At 57.6% G+C, this 15004-nt stretch carries 14 protein-coding genes, 2 tRNA genes and 1 riboswitch; of the genes, 9 read left to right on the top strand and 7 right to left on the bottom strand.

Annotated features, from left to right (window positions below; genetic code table 11):
* Window positions 1-36 precede the first annotated feature (36 nt).
* Window positions 37-1068: a site-specific integrase gene (locus tag ACELLULO517_RS15630; protein ID WP_227308339.1), complete on the bottom strand. Its 1032-nt coding sequence runs from the start codon at window positions 1066-1068 to the stop codon at window positions 37-39.
* A 1181-nt stretch (window positions 1069-2249) separates the two neighbouring features.
* Between ACELLULO517_RS15630 and ACELLULO517_RS15625 the strand changes: the two genes are divergently transcribed.
* The 5 genes from ACELLULO517_RS15625 to ACELLULO517_RS15605 all read left to right on the top strand — a co-directional run bounded on the left by ACELLULO517_RS15625 (window position 2250) and on the right by ACELLULO517_RS15605 (window position 6816).
* On the top strand, window positions 2250-2711 hold the full coding sequence (locus ACELLULO517_RS15625) for a hypothetical protein (RefSeq protein WP_227308338.1): 462 nt from the start codon (window positions 2250-2252) through the stop codon (window positions 2709-2711).
* Between the two features lie 303 nt (window positions 2712-3014).
* The gene (locus ACELLULO517_RS15620) at window positions 3015-3479 is read left to right on the top strand and encodes a hypothetical protein (RefSeq protein WP_227308337.1); all 465 of its coding nucleotides are present in this window, start codon (window positions 3015-3017) and stop codon (window positions 3477-3479) included.
* Between the two features lie 687 nt (window positions 3480-4166).
* Window positions 4167-4781: a hypothetical protein gene (locus ACELLULO517_RS15615; RefSeq protein WP_227308336.1), complete on the top strand. Its 615-nt coding sequence runs from the start codon at window positions 4167-4169 to the stop codon at window positions 4779-4781.
* A 93-nt stretch (window positions 4782-4874) separates the two neighbouring features.
* The gene (locus tag ACELLULO517_RS15610) at window positions 4875-5126 is read left to right on the top strand and encodes a hypothetical protein (protein WP_227308335.1); all 252 of its coding nucleotides are present in this window, start codon (window positions 4875-4877) and stop codon (window positions 5124-5126) included.
* 499 nt (window positions 5127-5625) lie between these two features.
* A complete protein-coding gene (locus tag ACELLULO517_RS15605; RefSeq protein ID WP_227308334.1) occupies window positions 5626-6816 on the top strand; it encodes a tyrosine-type recombinase/integrase in 1191 nt (396 codons plus the stop codon).
* Window positions 6817-6922: 106 nt separating this feature from the next.
* Here ACELLULO517_RS15605 and ACELLULO517_RS15600 read toward each other — a convergent pair.
* The 4 genes from ACELLULO517_RS15600 to gatC form a co-directional block, all read right to left on the bottom strand.
* A tRNA-Ser gene (locus tag ACELLULO517_RS15600) sits at window positions 6923-7015 on the bottom strand.
* A gap of 164 nt (window positions 7016-7179) precedes the next feature.
* Window positions 7180-8628, bottom strand: a complete 1449-nt coding sequence (gatB, locus tag ACELLULO517_RS15595) for an Asp-tRNA(Asn)/Glu-tRNA(Gln) amidotransferase subunit GatB (protein WP_227308333.1) — start codon at window positions 8626-8628, stop codon at window positions 7180-7182.
* Window positions 8628-10109 carry an Asp-tRNA(Asn)/Glu-tRNA(Gln) amidotransferase subunit GatA gene (gatA, locus tag ACELLULO517_RS15590; RefSeq protein WP_227308332.1) on the bottom strand — a complete coding sequence of 494 codons (1482 nt, stop codon included), beginning with the start codon at window positions 10107-10109 and terminating at the stop codon, window positions 8628-8630. The genes gatB and gatA overlap by 1 nt, the downstream gene beginning before the upstream one ends.
* Before the next feature lie 4 nt (window positions 10110-10113).
* Entirely contained in the window at window positions 10114-10416 is a 303-nt protein-coding gene (gene gatC / locus ACELLULO517_RS15585) for an Asp-tRNA(Asn)/Glu-tRNA(Gln) amidotransferase subunit GatC (protein WP_227308331.1), read from the bottom strand.
* A gap of 52 nt (window positions 10417-10468) precedes the next feature.
* Here gatC and ruvX point away from each other — a divergent pair, with 52 nt between their 5' ends.
* Window positions 10469-10930: a Holliday junction resolvase RuvX gene (gene ruvX / locus ACELLULO517_RS15580; RefSeq protein ID WP_227308330.1), complete on the top strand. Its 462-nt coding sequence runs from the start codon at window positions 10469-10471 to the stop codon at window positions 10928-10930.
* On the opposite strand, the gene ACELLULO517_RS15575 is transcribed toward ruvX, so the two are convergent.
* On the bottom strand, window positions 10927-11385 hold the full coding sequence (locus tag ACELLULO517_RS15575) for a hypothetical protein (RefSeq protein WP_227308329.1): 459 nt from the start codon (window positions 11383-11385) through the stop codon (window positions 10927-10929). The two genes, ruvX and ACELLULO517_RS15575, sit on opposite strands and share 4 nt — an antisense overlap.
* An 81-nt stretch (window positions 11386-11466) precedes the next feature.
* Here ACELLULO517_RS15575 and ACELLULO517_RS15570 point away from each other — a divergent pair.
* Both ACELLULO517_RS15570 and ACELLULO517_RS15565 read left to right on the top strand, forming a co-directional pair.
* Window positions 11467-11542 (top strand) — tRNA-Ala (locus ACELLULO517_RS15570).
* A gap of 345 nt (window positions 11543-11887) precedes the next feature.
* Window positions 11888-12082: riboswitch (cobalamin riboswitch) on the top strand.
* Window positions 12083-12174: 92 nt separating this feature from the next.
* Window positions 12175-13248: a HoxN/HupN/NixA family nickel/cobalt transporter gene (locus ACELLULO517_RS15565; protein ID WP_227308328.1), complete on the top strand. Its 1074-nt coding sequence runs from the start codon at window positions 12175-12177 to the stop codon at window positions 13246-13248.
* Window positions 13249-13365: 117 nt separating this feature from the next.
* Here ACELLULO517_RS15565 and ACELLULO517_RS15560 read toward each other — a convergent pair whose 3' ends face one another.
* Window positions 13366-14439, bottom strand: coding sequence for a HoxN/HupN/NixA family nickel/cobalt transporter (locus tag ACELLULO517_RS15560; protein ID WP_227308327.1), 1074 nt, complete (start codon window positions 14437-14439; stop codon window positions 13366-13368).
* 76 nt (window positions 14440-14515) lie between these two features.
* Between ACELLULO517_RS15560 and nikR the strand changes: the two genes are divergently transcribed.
* Complete coding sequence (nikR, locus tag ACELLULO517_RS15555) at window positions 14516-14974, top strand: nickel-responsive transcriptional regulator NikR (protein ID WP_227308326.1); 459 nt, start codon at window positions 14516-14518, stop codon at window positions 14972-14974.
* Window positions 14975-15004: the final 30 nt, after the last annotated feature.

Genomic DNA, 15004 nt, shown 5'->3' with positions numbered 1-15004 from the left:
ATAAGTTATCAGAAATACTGATGGATTGCCATGATCTCAGCAATCTAATTTGTTGACAACACTTGGCTTATTCGTTCTCACCATCCGCGCAGCAATCGCAGATATCGGTCGAGGTCCACGGCATCCTGATGATTTTGGGGCGCGACCATAGTAGCGTGCTGTTGATGTTGATGCATGCCCCAGCCACGCAGATACGATTGCCATATCATCAAAGGAATTCCTGATATCAGCTGACCTTTGATGACGGATATCATATGCTGAAATGCGGCGGCCGAAATTCAGACCGACAGCCAGGTCGGCAATTGCTAAACTGATGGCGCACGGGGTTGCTGTGCACCGGATTTTCGTTTGCCCCAAACGAAATTGCTCGGCCAGGTGTGCGGCCGGAGAGCTATCGGTCGAAACGGTCAATCTACGCCAGGGCTGACCGTTTACATCCGTAGTTTTCCGACCAGTCACAGTGATCGTCAGATGGTCGTCGACCACTTCGATCTCGACACCATCGCAGATTTCAGCAGGCCTGCAGCCGGTGGTGATCAAAACCGCCAGGCTATCGAGATATTTGAATTCCTTGTCGACCGCGACGGACCAAATCTGATCTAGCCAATCATCCGGAAGCGATAGAATTCCACGCCTCTTCGATCTGCTCGGAGGGATTTTGATTCCCGAAGCCCGGACTGCAGTCAGCCAATCGCCCGCCTTGGTCCTCTCTTGCCGAGGGATTGCCTGGCGCGGTGGATATCTCTCAGCTTCCGGAACCCAAATTTCCAGCTGAGCCAGACCATCCTTCGCGGGAATCCTTTGAGCGTGGAGATCCTTGATCAGTCGAGATACCATGCTGTGAGCATGCCTCGACCAGGCTGCACGCTGCAGATACGCATAGCGATGAGTAGATGCCAGGCTTTCTATACCTGTCCAAAGATCACCATCTCGCATCATATGTGCCTCGATCTGAGCGGCGACCTCGGCATATTTGGCATCTGAGGATGCGGAAATCGGCCCGAATTTTACCGACCGCATTATAGATACTGCACGCGTCAACAGATTTTGTTTTGCTAAACTCAACATGGTATTTCTCCGATGTTTGTAGAATACCACTGCAAGATGCAAAACTTGTAGTTTTGCGTGCATCACATTTTGAGAGTTGTGCAACACAAATGCATCGGTCGTGCAACACATCTTGTTGGTTCTGCAACACAAATAGGAAAGCTGGATGCAAGGGCGCACTAGATCACGGTGGGATGCGGTAGTTTTACGGTATTTTTACGGTATTTTGCGTGTAGATTCGGTTTGGGAAAGCTAATTTGTTGACGTATCATGGGTGAGCTGGATAGGCGGGGATGTCTACTTAGTAGAACATAAATGTGTTTTAGGTCCCAAAATTGGTTCAGAAACCCGGTCAAATGGTCACCTCCTGGGATCAGGATGGGCTGCAGATATCAGGTGCACCAGTGGTGACATAGTGTACCTGATATCTACGGGGACCGACACCTAGGCGATCTTTGGATCTGGTTTCCTCACCGGCATAGATTATCACGCCATCAGGATCTCAACATGGCCCGGTCGACTATTTGAAAGTCGGCTAGTGCCAAATATTGACAATAACTGACTTTCAAATATCCAAACCCAACACCGTACACCCCTTATTGACGGTCCCAAGTCGTCAACAAAATACCCAAAAGCCAGCCATACCCGTTTTTAAGCCCGCCAGAGCGAATCAGGGCCTCCAGAAGAACATCATCCACGCCGACCAATAATTGGTCGTCAGCGCCCCTCCAGCATCGCCAAACTATGTTGACAATGGCTCATATGGCCCCCTCAGGCGCCTATGGAGGGCTGTAGAGGTCAACAAAATGGGAGAATGGCCGCCAATGCCTCCGTATGGCTCGCTGGTGCGTTTTGGGTGTCTGTGAAGAATATCGGGCATCAATGCGTTGTTTTGCTCACCAGTGGCCGTTTTCTGGGCATGACTTTCGGGATGGGATGACAAAAATGGGGATATAGGAGTGTGTGGGTCGCCTAGGCCCAATGTTGACAATGTTGTCACGGGCTACCCAAGTAATTGTCAACATAGTTTGACGACATCAGAATATGCGTACTGTAAACAGATAAGTCACCGCAAAAAATATAGTTAGCTATGCGTACTATGTGTGTTCGATTTATTATTGTTTTTTGGGAAATGTGTGTTCTCATAATATTAAGAGGACGCAATCAAGCGCCTCCCCCAGATTATACCCAGGAGACTGAAGATGACGACACCAGGCACACGCAAGCGCGTCCGCATCGCTGTGGCTAATCGCGAAGGTATTCTCGCGATGCTGAGGACCGTGCAGACCGGTCGCGGCCAGAATGACCTGAGTTTTATTGATGTAATGGTAGTCGCCCGCAATGCAGAAGAGGGTCTGGCTGACCTAAAAATCGCAAAGCGGCGCCGTGCCGGTGCGACCGCAGAATTTGTTCGCGGCGGTGCATCAGCCAAGGCTTATCGGTATCCGATTAAGTCTACGTACGCCACCGTTAAACGCGATAGCGTTGGTTGGTATCTTGAGAGCGTCGAATCAGTGAAAATGTGTCCCCGCGAAGGCGGCGTTGATAGCGTAGCTCTGTCAGTAACTCAACGCGCAGAGGTTCACGCCCGCAAAACCAAGGCGGCCGCGAAGGTGCAGGCCCGCGTGACCAGGAAGCCATCCTCCCCAGAAGCCCACGCGTAAGGGAGTGAACCATGATCACCGCGGAGACCCTTCGAGCTATCGGCATCAGACTCTACGGTGATCGTTGGCATACAGCTCTCGCGAGAGAGCTGGGTGCCCGACACCCGAGAAAACCCCGACGGTCTCTGGCGCCATCGATGATCTGGAAACTGGATCGAGGTGAGAGACCGGTCCCGGTCTGGATCCACCAGGCACTCGTAGATCTCGTCGAAGCTGAGATGGCTTCGAATACAGAAACCCTGGCAATTTTAAAATCCTAAACCCTGAAGTTGCCCAACCCTTTTTAGATATGGAGAATTTATCATGGAAATCGTGAATTTAGATGCAATCACAAGTATGCGTGCGATTAGTATTTTTGCTAAACCCGGCAGTATCGGCCGCAGCGTAGCGCACAAGAATTTCGAGGAGGACCTGTATTTTCGGATTTTCAAAAGCGACACAAGAGAGCGCCTTGAGAATGCCCAGAACTATAAAATCCTGGTTAAGCTGAACGGATCTAAGGAAATTGTTGATGTAACAGAGCAGATCGTAGAGCGGTGCATATATGCATATTTTGCGAGCTACGGCTGCTTTAATCCGTACGGCGATGATGAAATGGCAGTAGTCAACGCCCGGCAAATCAAATTCTTCGGGAAAGAGGCTTCGGCGTTCGAGAAGATGGGTCTACCCATGCACGCTCATAAGTCGCGCCGGTGCATCGACATATGCAGGGGTTGGAAGCCAGAAGAGCCTCGTGATCACAGCGATGATGACAACCTCCCCTTCTAACGTCCGCCCAAACTAAGGGTCTCCTGATCACGCGGAGACCCTTACCCTCTCCGGAGGACTTCAACAACATGCGCACCCCAAAAAACGAGACCCTCGGCAGATCCTCGGATATCCGACGCACCTGGGAATCTACACTCAAAGCAGTCAACAAATTCCGAGTAGGAACACCATCGCAGACCGTGACCGGCAGCTTGAATTTCTGGAAATCCTGATCGACAGGGATCCTGAAATTTATCGGCATCTATCTGCCGTTACAGTCGCCATGAATCGGATGGCTGACGGATGGACGCCGACGGAAGCGTGGGAAATTGCGAGGCTAAATTCTGCTTTCTACGGAGACCGTCGGTGCTCGAGGGGGATTTTGTGGGCACTGATTCAGTATGAGCTATCTCAGATGCACTGGAGCCAGATCGGGAAAGGCATCGGTTTAGTCAGGCACCGGATGTTCTGGCAAGACGGACCCGACAAGCGGCCTGGAATATTTGTGTTGTATCAGCTACTATGCGACTCAGAGCTTCCGGCTGACTACGTTGTTCAGTAAACGTTGGAAAATTTGTTCACTGAGTAAATTGCATGCAAGCCTTGATGATTTGGAAGTGCTGATTTTCTAGGTAATTCTGATGAACCCATGGTTTCATAATATTAAGAGAGCGATGAAGCTTTCAGACCCCACAGATGGAGACTAAGATGACTAAATTTGAAGTTTTTGCAAATAACAACAGCTACGGAATTTTCCAGGCAGACACAGAAGCGCTGGCTATCGATGCCGCGATGGTTGATGCTGGATATAAAAACGTTGACGACATGCTTGCACAGACCGGCTCATCAGAGTCGAAGTTCACGGCAAAAGAGATCCCCGGGTTCATCATTGTGAGTAGGGGTGAGATCTGGAATCGCATTAACGTGGCTTGCGACATCGCAATTCAGAAAGCCATCGCTGAGCGCAAGGCCGCAGAAGCTGAGGCAATCGAAGAAGAAGAGCCGCTCGACACAATCGCGTTTTCATTTAATTTAGTTTACGAGGGTCAAGGAGAATTCGTTGCGCAAGCAGAATTCAGAGAGAACTACGACTATACAATTTTGCTCAACTACACGTCTGTAGGCAGCGATATCGGCAGAGACCTGGTCGCTGCGGTAAACGGAGATCTAGATGCTATCTCCAAACTTACGGACGGCTACGAATGGTCTGATTGGTCTGACAACAACTCTTGGAATGATGAAGACCTGGCAGACGTGCTTGCAAATGGATATTCAAACAAAATTGTTAACGAAGATGAGGATGAGGAAATCGTGTCGATCTAAAATAAATCACGACTTTCTTGCAATTTCCATAGTCCAGGGCTCACTTATTATAGTGAGCCCTGATTGTCTGGGGCCGAATTTTGGGAGGAAACTATGAAAATTACGCTTATGCCACAGACCAGAAAAACTCGGGTGATCGATGGCATCACTCACGAAGAATACACACTGTCGATTGCTCGCGATGCTGATGATGTCGGGTTTGATTCGTTGACTGACGACATTCTTGAGTCTGCGCATCAACTAGCTGAGAAGGTTTTGGAGAGAGGAATTCCTGGAGAAGAAGTCCTACTTTTCGACGGCAGCCTTTCAGATCTCCTGAAATCCGGAGCGTCCGCGATTCACTAAGATCTTGGTATCTCAGACCAGTCAGTTCCGGCGAACAGAAACGGGGGCTCATCGTAAAGATGGCCCCCTTTTTTGTCGATAAATCCTAAGCAACGATGTCAACATAGATTAAGTAAAACTTCTCCAACGGACTAATTCGACCAGATTCTTGGAAATCTCAAAATAATTCATTGACGAATATAGGTTTACAGGAGAGCATTAGATTACCCGCTAAATTTTGGACCCTAATGTCTTCCTTCCGAGCCATCCCCGACGCTGAGGCGATCGACGATAGCTCGAGGTGCGTCCAAATTTCCGAGGGCCCACAGCTCATTAGATCCCATCAGGTCGCGGAAATCTTGCCCTTTTCTGTTCGCCAAATTGAGCAGATGGCTGCCGAGGGAAGTTTGCCAGCCTTTAAATATCCTGGGGCAAACGTGTGGTTGTTTGACAAAACCGTTATCTCGCGACAGATTTCGATCTACATCAATGGTTTAGAGAACAGGATTGCTACACCCAAATGCCCCCGCCCCTCATCCAGCCCGCTAAAGGTCCGTCCGCCGACCCGAATCACAACCTCCAGCTTCGCGGGTCGACATGGTACGTCCGCTTTAAGCTCGGGGGAAAGCCCCAGCTCCAGTCCCTTGGCACTGCTGATGTCAAAGCGGCGAGGCGTGCGCGCGACAAAATCCTGAAGGAGAACAAGGCGCTCAGAAGTGGCATCGTCCGCGAGGCCGAGAAAACTTGGCAGGATGCCGTGAATGGCTACCTTGACCACACAAAGCAGCTTGTTGCTAATCGCTCGCTATCTGAAAAGACGGTCCAGCGCTACGGGGTGAGCTTAGTGCAGCTCACGCTGGCACTCGCCGGTGATCCAGACGAGAACGGTGTGTTCCCGCCGGTGCCTCTGTCAGCCATCACAGTTGGCACACTAAAGGACTACTCCAAGGCCAGGTTCGAAGAAGGACGGTCGACATCGACAATTTTGAACGACCTCACGGCGATGAGCCGCGCGTTGCAGTTCGCCGTGGTTTCGGGCTGGGTTGAGCAGAATGTCGCGAAGACATTCGATCGGGATATGTTTGTGGGAACGACTGTCGACGACTTAGATCCCCCGACCGACGAGCAGGCCCAGGCCCTCATCGACGAGGTCGCTGAGTGGAGCGCAGATATGGCGACGCTGTTTCGGTTCCTACGCGAGACCGGTATGCGCTTGGCTGAGGCTCTCCATCTGCATGCCGAGGATATCCACCCCGATGTGGTTAGGGCGACCCTCATCCGAGGCGTAAAGCGCAACAGGGATGGCCTCAAGACCCGGATAATTAATTTAGGTCGAGCGGCTGAACTGCTTCCAGTGCTTCCGAAGCGTGGGCGCTTGTTCGCGCGTCTTCACGCAGATAGCGCCGTGGTCAGCACGCGTTACGGACAATGGCGGCGCCAGCGGCAGGGGCGCGAAGAAAAATCAGCCGCTGATGAGGGGCGGGATCCGGAGACTCTGCAGAAATTCCGCATCCACGATTTTAGACACTCGTTCGCAATCGCGTCGGTCCTCGACGATGACACATGCCTTTATCGTCTATCTGAGCATTTGGGGCACAGCTCGATCAAGACCACCGAGAAATACACCCGATTCCTACGGGGGATGGGCGCCCATCGGCAATACGGGCGTCGGACTGACCTTTTCGGGTCTCTTCCGGCCGCTCTGAAGTAGGGTGTGGGGGTGTGGCAAACGGTGTGGGGGTGTAGCAGAAGGTGTCACAGGTGTAGCAAAAACCGTTGTAAACGGCCTGTGCGCACTTTCCAAAGGTGCAGATAATTGGCGGAGGGGATGAGATTCGAACTCACGGTACAGGTTGACCCTGTACAACGGTTTAGCAAACCGCCGCCTTCAGCCACTCGGCCACCCCTCCGCCGGGAGAAGCAATGCCATTTGCACGACGTTTGCAGGCCTCTTCTAGCGGCGGGTTTTACCCCGGTCAATGCACCCTGAACGCCTCATTTTGCGGTCAGGATGCATAGCTGGCCGGAGGCTGGCCCGGGACGGCATAGCGCCCCAGGCCGCGACAGCAGGCGATCAAAGCTTGCGCTTGATCGCCTCATTCACCAGCGCCGGATTGCCCTTGCCGGCCATGGCCTTCATCACCTGACCCACGAAGAATCCGAACAGTTTTTCCTTGCCCGACTTGTATTCGGCCAGCTTATCCGGGTTGGCAGCCAGAACCGCATCCACCGCCGCGTCGATCGCGCCGGTATCCGTCACCTGCTTCAAGCCCTTGGCCTCGACGATGGCGGCCGCGCTCTCGCCCGTCTCCATCATCGCCTCCAGGACCTCCTTGGCGATCTTGCCGTTGATGGTCGCATCCGCGATCAGGTCCAGCAGACCGCCCAGCGTGGCAGCCGAGATGGGGCTGGTCTCAATGCCCTTCCCCAGCCGGTTCAGCCCGGCGAAGAAATCGCCCAGCATCCAGTTGGACGCGGCCTTGCCGTCGCGGCCCTTTGCCAGCGTCTCATAGAAATCGGCGCTCGCCTGCTCCATCACCAGCACGCGGGCGTCATAGGCCGGAATGCCATAGTCGCTGATGAAGCGGGCCTTCTTGGCGTCCGGCAGTTCCGGCAGCATCGCGGCAAGCTGGTCGACCCAAGCCTGTTCGATGACCAGCGGCAGCAGGTCCGGGTCCGGGAAGTAGCGATAGTCATGCGCGTCTTCCTTGCTGCGCATGGACCGCGTCTCGCTCCGCGCCGGGTCGTACAGCCTCGTCTCCTGGTCAACGCTCGCGCCCGATTCCCAGATCTCGACCTGACGGCGGGCTTCAACCTCGATCGCCTGCATGACGAAGCGAACGGAATTGACGTTCTTGATTTCGCATCGCGTGCGGAATTCTTCGCCCGCCTTGCGGACGGAAACGTTCACGTCGGCGCGCATGGAGCCCTCCTCCATATTGCCGTCGCAGGTGCCGAGATAGCGCAGGATGGTGCGCAGCTTGCGCAGGTAAGCACCAGCCTCCTCGGGCGAGCGCATATCGGGCTCGCTGACGATTTCCATCAGCGCGACGCCGGCCCGGTTGAGGTCGATGAAGGATTCCGCCGGATGCTGATCATGCATCGACTTGCCGGCGTCCTGCTCCAGATGCAGGCGCGTGACACCGATATGGCGAACCTCGCCGCTCTCCAGCTCGATATCGACGATGCCCTTGCCCACGATGGGATGGGCGAACTGGCTGATCTGATAGCCCTGCGGCAGGTCCGCATAGAAATAGTTTTTGCGGTCGAAACGGCTGACGAGATTGATCTCGGCATTCAGACCCAGACCTGTGCGCACCGCCTGCGCCACGCATTCGCCGTTGATGACCGGCAGCATGCCGGGGAAGCCGGCATCGATGAAACTCACCTGCGCATTGGGCTCGCCGCCATATGTGGCCGAGGCCCCGCTGAACAGTTTCGCGTTGGAGACAACCTGGGCATGGACTTCAAGACCGATGACCAGTTCCCAGGGGCCGGTGCGGCCTTCGATGATATAGGACATTAGGCGCCCTCCCCCATGCGGATCTGCGGCAGGCCGGTGAAGCCGGCGGCCTTTTCCAAGGCAGCGCCGACCGCAAAGACCGTCTCCTCATCGAAATGCCGGCCGAGCACCTGCAGGCCCAGCGGCAGGCCGTGGGCGTCCAGCCCGGCGGGCACCGACATGCCCGGCACGCCGGCCATGGAGGCCGGGACCGTGAAGATATCGTTCAGATACATCTTCACCGGGTCATCCGCATTCTCGCCGATGGCGAAAGCGGCCGACGGCGCCGTCGGCGTGAGCAAGGCGTCAACCTTGGTAAAAACCTCGGTAAAATCCTTCAGGATCAAGGCACGGACCTTCTGTGCCTTGAGGTAATAGGCGTCGTAATAGCCGGCCGAGAGGACGTAGGTGCCCATCAGGATGCGGCGGCGCACTTCCTTACCGAAGCCGGCAGCACGGGTCTCCTCATACAAATCCTTGAGGTCATTGGCCGGCACGCGCAGGCCGTAACGCACGCCGTCATAGCGCGCGAGGTTGGACGAGGCCTCGGCCGGGGCGACGATGTAATAGGTCGCCAGACCATATTTGGTATGCGGCAGGGAGACATCGACGATTTCCGCGCCCTGCTGGCGCAGCCAATCCAGACCCTGCGCCCATAGCGCCTCGATCTCAGCCGGCATGCCCTCGGCGCGATATTCGCGCGGCACGCCGATCTTCAGGCCCTTCACGCCACGCTTGGCGGCCGCCACAAAATCCGGCACCGCGCGGGGAACGCTGGTGCTGTCCTTGGGATCGTGCCCGGCCATGGAGCCGAGCAGGATGGCGGTATCCTCCACCGTGCGGCCGAAGGGTCCGGCCTGGTCGAGGGAGGAGGCGAAGGCCACGATGCCGTAGCGCGAGCAGCGGCCATAGGTCGGCTTGATGCCGACGATGCCGCAATAGGAGGCCGGCTGACGGATGGACCCGCCGGTATCCGTGCCCGTGGCCGCGAGGGCCATGCCGGAGGCGACAGCGGCGGCCGAACCGCCGGAGGAGCCGCCGGGGACCAGCGCCACATCGCTATCCTGGCGCTGCCAGGGATTGATGGTGGCGCCGAAGGCCGAATTGGTGGTGGCCGAGCCCATGGCGAACTCATCCAGATTGAGCTTGCCGAGGAAGACCGCGCCGTCGCGCAGCATGTTGCTGGTCACCGTGCTTTCGTACGGCGGCACGAAGGGTTCCAGAATCTTGCTGGCCGCCGTCGTCTTCACGCCCTTGGTGCAGAAGACGTCCTTGATGGCGACCGGCAGACCGGTGAGCGGCCCGGCCTCGCCACGGCCGAGTGCGGCATCCGCCGCATCGGCCTGGGCGAGTGCGAGGTCCGGCGTCACGGTGATGAAGGCGTGCAGCTTGGGGTCCAGCGCCGCGATGGAGGCCAGATGCGCCTGTGTCAGTTCGCGGGAGGAGATGCGGCGGCTGCGCAGCGCGTCACGCGCGCTGGCGAGGGTGAATTCCAATGTCATCGTCTTATTCCACGACCTTGGGCACGGTGAAGAAAGGCCCGGAACGGGCGGGCGCATTGGCCAGCACGGCATCGACCTGATCGCCGTCCGTCACCACGTCATCGCGCAACGTCATCGACGCCGCCCCGATATTGGCGAGCGGATCGACGCCCGAGACATCGACCTCATCCAGCTGTTCGATCCAGCCGATGATGGAGCCGAGCTCGGTTTGCAATTGGGCGACATCCTCATCGGCCAGACGGATACGCGCCAGCCGGGCGATGCGGCGGACGACGGCAGGGTCGAGGGGGGAGGATGAGGAGGCCATGGAGCAAAAACGGTCCTTGGGGTTTGAATGGGCGCGGACCATAAAGGGCAGCATGACAGTCATCAACTTCGAGGACCTATGCGCGGGGCTCGCGCATAACGAACGGCTCATCGGGCTCGACCCCGGGTCGAAGACGATTGGCGTCGCCTTGTCCGATGTAAGGCTGAAAGTCGCCAGCCCTTATGGCAGCATTCGGCGGGGCAAGCTGTCGGGCATCGTCGAACAGCTGGGCAAATTGATCATGCGGGAGGAGGTCGGCGGGCTCATCGTCGGCCTGCCCTTGGGTGAGGACGGGCGCATGGGTCCGGCAGCACAAGCGGCACGGGACTGGGCCTGGGCCATTTCCGACGCGCTGGAACTGCCGGCGGCGCTGTGGGATGAGACGCTGACGACCTCCGCCGTGCATGAGATCCTGATCGGCGAGGCCGATCTCAGCCGCAAGCGCCGAGCCGCCGTGGTGGATAGGATGGCCGCCGCCCGCATCCTGCAATCGGCCCTCGATTCCCGACCCTAAGACCAGTCTTTTGAGAGACTGACCGTGACGCCGGGCGGGGCTTCCCCCTGCCCTGCCCCGTCGCCGGTCAGAATGATCCTCCGGACGGTGGGCAGCAGGATGGCGGGCCAGGCGTCCGTCACCAGCACGTGGGCTGCCTCATAGGACGCCGCTCGCCCCGCAATGAGAGACAGAGCCTGCGGCAGCCAGACGGGCGATGCCCCCTCCACCCATAACCGGTCGTCGGGCCGTAGATCGGCTGCCAGCAGCAGCCCGGCCAGCAGATGAGCCGGGATATCGGCCCGACCGGCGAATCCCTGGATCAGTTGCAATACCGAATCGCTGCCATAGGCGTCGCAAGGGGGAATCCTGGTCCCAGACGCTACCGCCCAGAGGTGGAGCGCCCAGAGGTTGGAACAGGCCTCTGATTCCATCAGGGCCTGTCGGGAAATGGAGGAGGATAGGGTGTCAGCCATGCATCTGAATGTGACAGGTTTCGGAAAGAGGGGGCTTGATCGGCAGGATAAGGCCCGTCTATATGCCGCTCACCGCACGGCGGGGCCATAGCTCAGTTGGTAGAGCGCTTGAATGGCATTCAAGAGGTCAGGGGTTCGACTCCCCTTGGCTCCACCACGTAGCCCTCGGATTTGATTGGGTTATGTGGTGGATTTTCCCTAAATAAGTTCGACAGTGACTAGTGGGTTCGTCGCCCGAACTCACCGCGGACTCATTTTTCGAAAATAGCAGCATCTCATCTCTCCGACTTCGTCGCCGTCGTTGTGGTGGCCGCGATCCTGCCGCCGATCAACGAAGTGCCGTCTGATTTCCCGGCCGTCTGGATCGTCCGCGCCTAAGCCCGAAGCTCGCTTGGCGCTAACCGTCCTCACCGGACTGATGAAAGGCCTCGGCAATGCCGGAGCCTTTTCTTTTGATGGCTGATGATGGCTGACCTGCCGCTTGCGACGATCGCGTCTTTCCGGCTAAGCCGGAGGAGATGGTTCCCCGAGAGGGGATTAAACGGGAATGTGGTGCGGGCGGCGAGCCCAATGCCACGGCTGCCCCCGCAACTGTAAGCGGCGAGTCCTTCGTCAAAATGCCACTGGGGTGACCCGGGAAGGCGATGTTGGACAAAGACCCGTGAGCCAGGAGACCTGCCATCGACAGGCGTCGACGCATTCACACCGGGCGGGGTGCCTCGGTGGGTTCAGGATCTGCTCTCCTGAGCCGGTTTGTAGAGACAAACGCCGATTGAGGGCAGATTGCTCATGCTTAGAACGTTAAAACACGTCTTCAACGACAGCTCAGCCGATGTGCGCGGCAAGGTCGTCGGAATGTACACATTCCTGATCGCCGCCAATATCGGGGCCTGGATCTGGGCCATCGTCGCCTTTCACGACCGCCCGGTTCTGCTCGGCACCGCGCTGCTGGCTTACAGCTTCGGACTGCGTCATGCGGTCGACGCCGACCATATCGCGGCCATCGACAACGTCACGCGCAAGCTGATGCAGGAAGGCAAGCGCCCGGTGACGGTCGGGTTTTTCTTCTCCATCGGTCATTCCCTGGTGCTGCTGATCGGAACGGCCATCATCGCCGTCGCGGTCGTCGGCCTGCAGAAGGGCTTCGACGTCTTCAACACCTACGCAGGCATCATCAGTACCATCGTTTCGGGCAGTTTCCTGCTGATCATGGCGGTCATGAACCTGATGATCGCGCGCGGGGTCTGGCAGACCTACCGCCACGTGCGGCGTGGTGGCGCTTATGACGACGACAGCTTCAACATCCTGCTCAATAATCGTGGGGTGATCGCGCGCCTGCTGCGCCCGCTGTTCCGGCTCATCGACCATAGCTGGCAGATGCTGCCTGTCGGCTTTCTGTTCGGCCTCGGCTTCGACACGGTGACGGAGGTCAGCCTGCTGACGGTCGCCGCGACCGAAGCGAGCAAGGGCCTGCCGGTCTGGTCGATCCTGGCTTTCCCGGCCCTGTTTTCGGCCGGGATGTCGCTCATCGACACGACGGACGGCATCCTGATGCTCGGCGCCTACGGCTGGGCTTTCGTGAAGCCCATCCGCAAGCTCTATTACAACCTCACCATCACCATCGTCTCCGCCATCGTCGCCATACTGATTGGTGGGATCGAGACGCTCGGCCTCATCGCGGGAGAGTTGAACCTGCAAGGCTGGTTCTGGGATCGGATGAACGACCTCAACAATAATTTCGGCCTGCTTGGCTATGGCATCATCGGTATCTTTGCCGCCGCCTGGAGCATCTCCTTCGTCATCTACCGCGTGAAGAAGCTCGACGATATCGAGATCAGCCAGACCGGAGGCAGCGGCCTCTAAGGTCTGATCGGGATGGCCGCGTCCTGCGCCGCCATCCCGCCTTGCCTTAAGCAAGTGCGCTCAAAACCGTCAGCACGCCCGTGGTATAGGGCGCGCGGCTGGCACCATCATCGGCGGTCAGCCGATCTCGACGTCCAGACGGTCGTATCCCTTCGCACGGTAGATGACCGCGGCGATGATCCAGCTCGCGACGAAGACACCGATGATGAGATAACCGATGCTGCCGAAATTGTCGTTCAGCGCACTGATGCCGCGCCAGAACGGACCCGTCAGGTTGAGCTGGCCCTGAATCAGGCCGAGCGCTTCGATGCCGCCGACCAGAACCGCGACGACGACGGAGACCAGGGTAATGGTCAGGTTGTAATAGAGCTTGCGGATGGGCTTCACGAAAGCCCAGCCATAGGCCCCCAGCATCAGGATGCTGTCGGTCGTATCGACCAAGGACATCCCGGCCGTGAACAGGGCTGGAAAGACCAGGATCGACCAGACCGAGAGGCCCTGCGAGGCCTGGGCCGCCGATATGCCGAGCAGCCCGACCTCCGTCGCCGTATCAAAACCAAGACCAAAGAGGAAACCGAGCGGATACATGTGCCAACTGCGCTGGATCAGCCCGAACATCGGCCGGAACAGGCGGGCAAACAGCCCCCGCCCGGCGAGCAAAGCGTTCAGATCATCATCCACATAGGCTGCGCCCGCCTTCACGCGCCGGAAGGTGCGGTAGACGCCCAATAGAATGACGAGGTTCATGGCCGCGATCGCCAACAGAAACAGCGCCGAGACCAAGGTGCCGATGACGCCGCCGATTGTGTGCAGCCCATCGATCTGGCTTTTGAAGGCGGTCGCGGTCGCCGCGATCGCGACGGAAGCTAAGATGACGATGGTCGAATGGCCCAAGGAAAAGAAAAAGCCCACCGAAACCGGCCGCTTCCCTTCCTGCATCAGCTTGCGCGTCACATTGTCGATGGCCGCGATATGATCCGCGTCGACCGCGTGCCGCAGGCCGAAACTATAGGCGAGGAGCGCGGTGCCGAGCAGGACCGGGTGATGGCGAAAGGCGATGATCGCCCAGGCCCAGGCCGCGAGATTGGCGCCGATCAGGATCGTATAGAGGCCGATGACCTTGATAGGCAGGTTGCCGCTGCGGTCATTGAAGATCCGAGAGATGACCTGTCGCAAAACCGCCTCGCCCATGCGCTCGACGTCATACTATTCATAAAGATAATATGACGTCCAGCGCCCGAAGACACCAATGTGGAGATCGAACCCGATGCAGCGCTTCACCATCACGATCGACGACGATCTGCTTGAGGCGGTCGATACGCTCATGGCCGCCAAAGGCTATGCAAGCCGATCGGAAGCCATTCGCGACATGATTCGTGCTGCCGCCACACAAGAAGCGGCAATCGCGGACCAGACGCCCTGCGTGGCAATACTCGGCTATGTCTATGACCATGAGACGCGGGCCCTGGCGCAACGGCTGACCCATACGCTGCATGACCATCACGATCTGAGCGTCGCGGGCATGCATGTGCATCTAGACCATGATACTTGCCTGGAAGTGTCGGTCCTGCGCGGGCCGGTGGGCGATGTGCGCGGCTTAGCGGACAGCCTGACCAGCCAGCGCGGCGTGCGTCATGCCAATCTTCATGTCGTGCCGGTGGCGGTGACGCACGACCGGCATGAGCACGGCGGGCGGGGCAGCGACCACACGCATACCCGCGCTTAGGCAATGGTCCGAGGACAAATCACCAAGGTC

Origin of the sequence: Acidisoma cellulosilyticum, assembly GCF_020621385.1 — a bacterium.
GTDB classification, from domain to species: Bacteria; Pseudomonadota; Alphaproteobacteria; order Acetobacterales; family Acetobacteraceae; genus Acidisoma; species Acidisoma cellulosilyticum.
This window is presented reverse-complemented; position numbering and strand designations above follow the sequence as displayed.

Bases quoted from the DNA above. Each gene is read 5' to 3' on its own strand.
- ACELLULO517_RS15615 (WP_227308336.1), top strand. From the start codon at position 4,167: ATGACTAAATTTGAAGTTTTTGCAAATAACAACAGCTACGGAATTTTC.
- nikR (WP_227308326.1), top strand. From the start codon at position 14,516: ATGCAGCGCTTCACCATCACGATCGACGACGATCTGCTTGAGGCGGTC.
- ACELLULO517_RS15610 (WP_227308335.1), top strand. From the start codon at position 4,875: ATGAAAATTACGCTTATGCCACAGACCAGAAAAACTCGGGTGATCGAT.
- ACELLULO517_RS15575 (WP_227308329.1), bottom strand. From the start codon at position 11,385: ATGGCTGACACCCTATCCTCCTCCATTTCCCGACAGGCCCTGATGGAA.
- gatA (WP_227308332.1), bottom strand. From the start codon at position 10,109: ATGACATTGGAATTCACCCTCGCCAGCGCGCGTGACGCGCTGCGCAGC.
- ACELLULO517_RS15620 (WP_227308337.1), top strand. From the start codon at position 3,015: ATGGAAATCGTGAATTTAGATGCAATCACAAGTATGCGTGCGATTAGT.
- gatC (WP_227308331.1), bottom strand. From the start codon at position 10,416: ATGGCCTCCTCATCCTCCCCCCTCGACCCTGCCGTCGTCCGCCGCATC.
- ACELLULO517_RS15565 (WP_227308328.1), top strand. From the start codon at position 12,175: ATGCTTAGAACGTTAAAACACGTCTTCAACGACAGCTCAGCCGATGTG.
- ACELLULO517_RS15630 (WP_227308339.1), bottom strand. From the start codon at position 1,068: ATGTTGAGTTTAGCAAAACAAAATCTGTTGACGCGTGCAGTATCTATA.
- ACELLULO517_RS15560 (WP_227308327.1), bottom strand. From the start codon at position 14,439: ATGGGCGAGGCGGTTTTGCGACAGGTCATCTCTCGGATCTTCAATGAC.
- ACELLULO517_RS15605 (WP_227308334.1), top strand. From the start codon at position 5,626: ATGCCCCCGCCCCTCATCCAGCCCGCTAAAGGTCCGTCCGCCGACCCG.
- ruvX (WP_227308330.1), top strand. From the start codon at position 10,469: ATGACAGTCATCAACTTCGAGGACCTATGCGCGGGGCTCGCGCATAAC.
- ACELLULO517_RS15625 (WP_227308338.1), top strand. From the start codon at position 2,250: ATGACGACACCAGGCACACGCAAGCGCGTCCGCATCGCTGTGGCTAAT.
- gatB (WP_227308333.1), bottom strand. From the start codon at position 8,628: ATGTCCTATATCATCGAAGGCCGCACCGGCCCCTGGGAACTGGTCATC.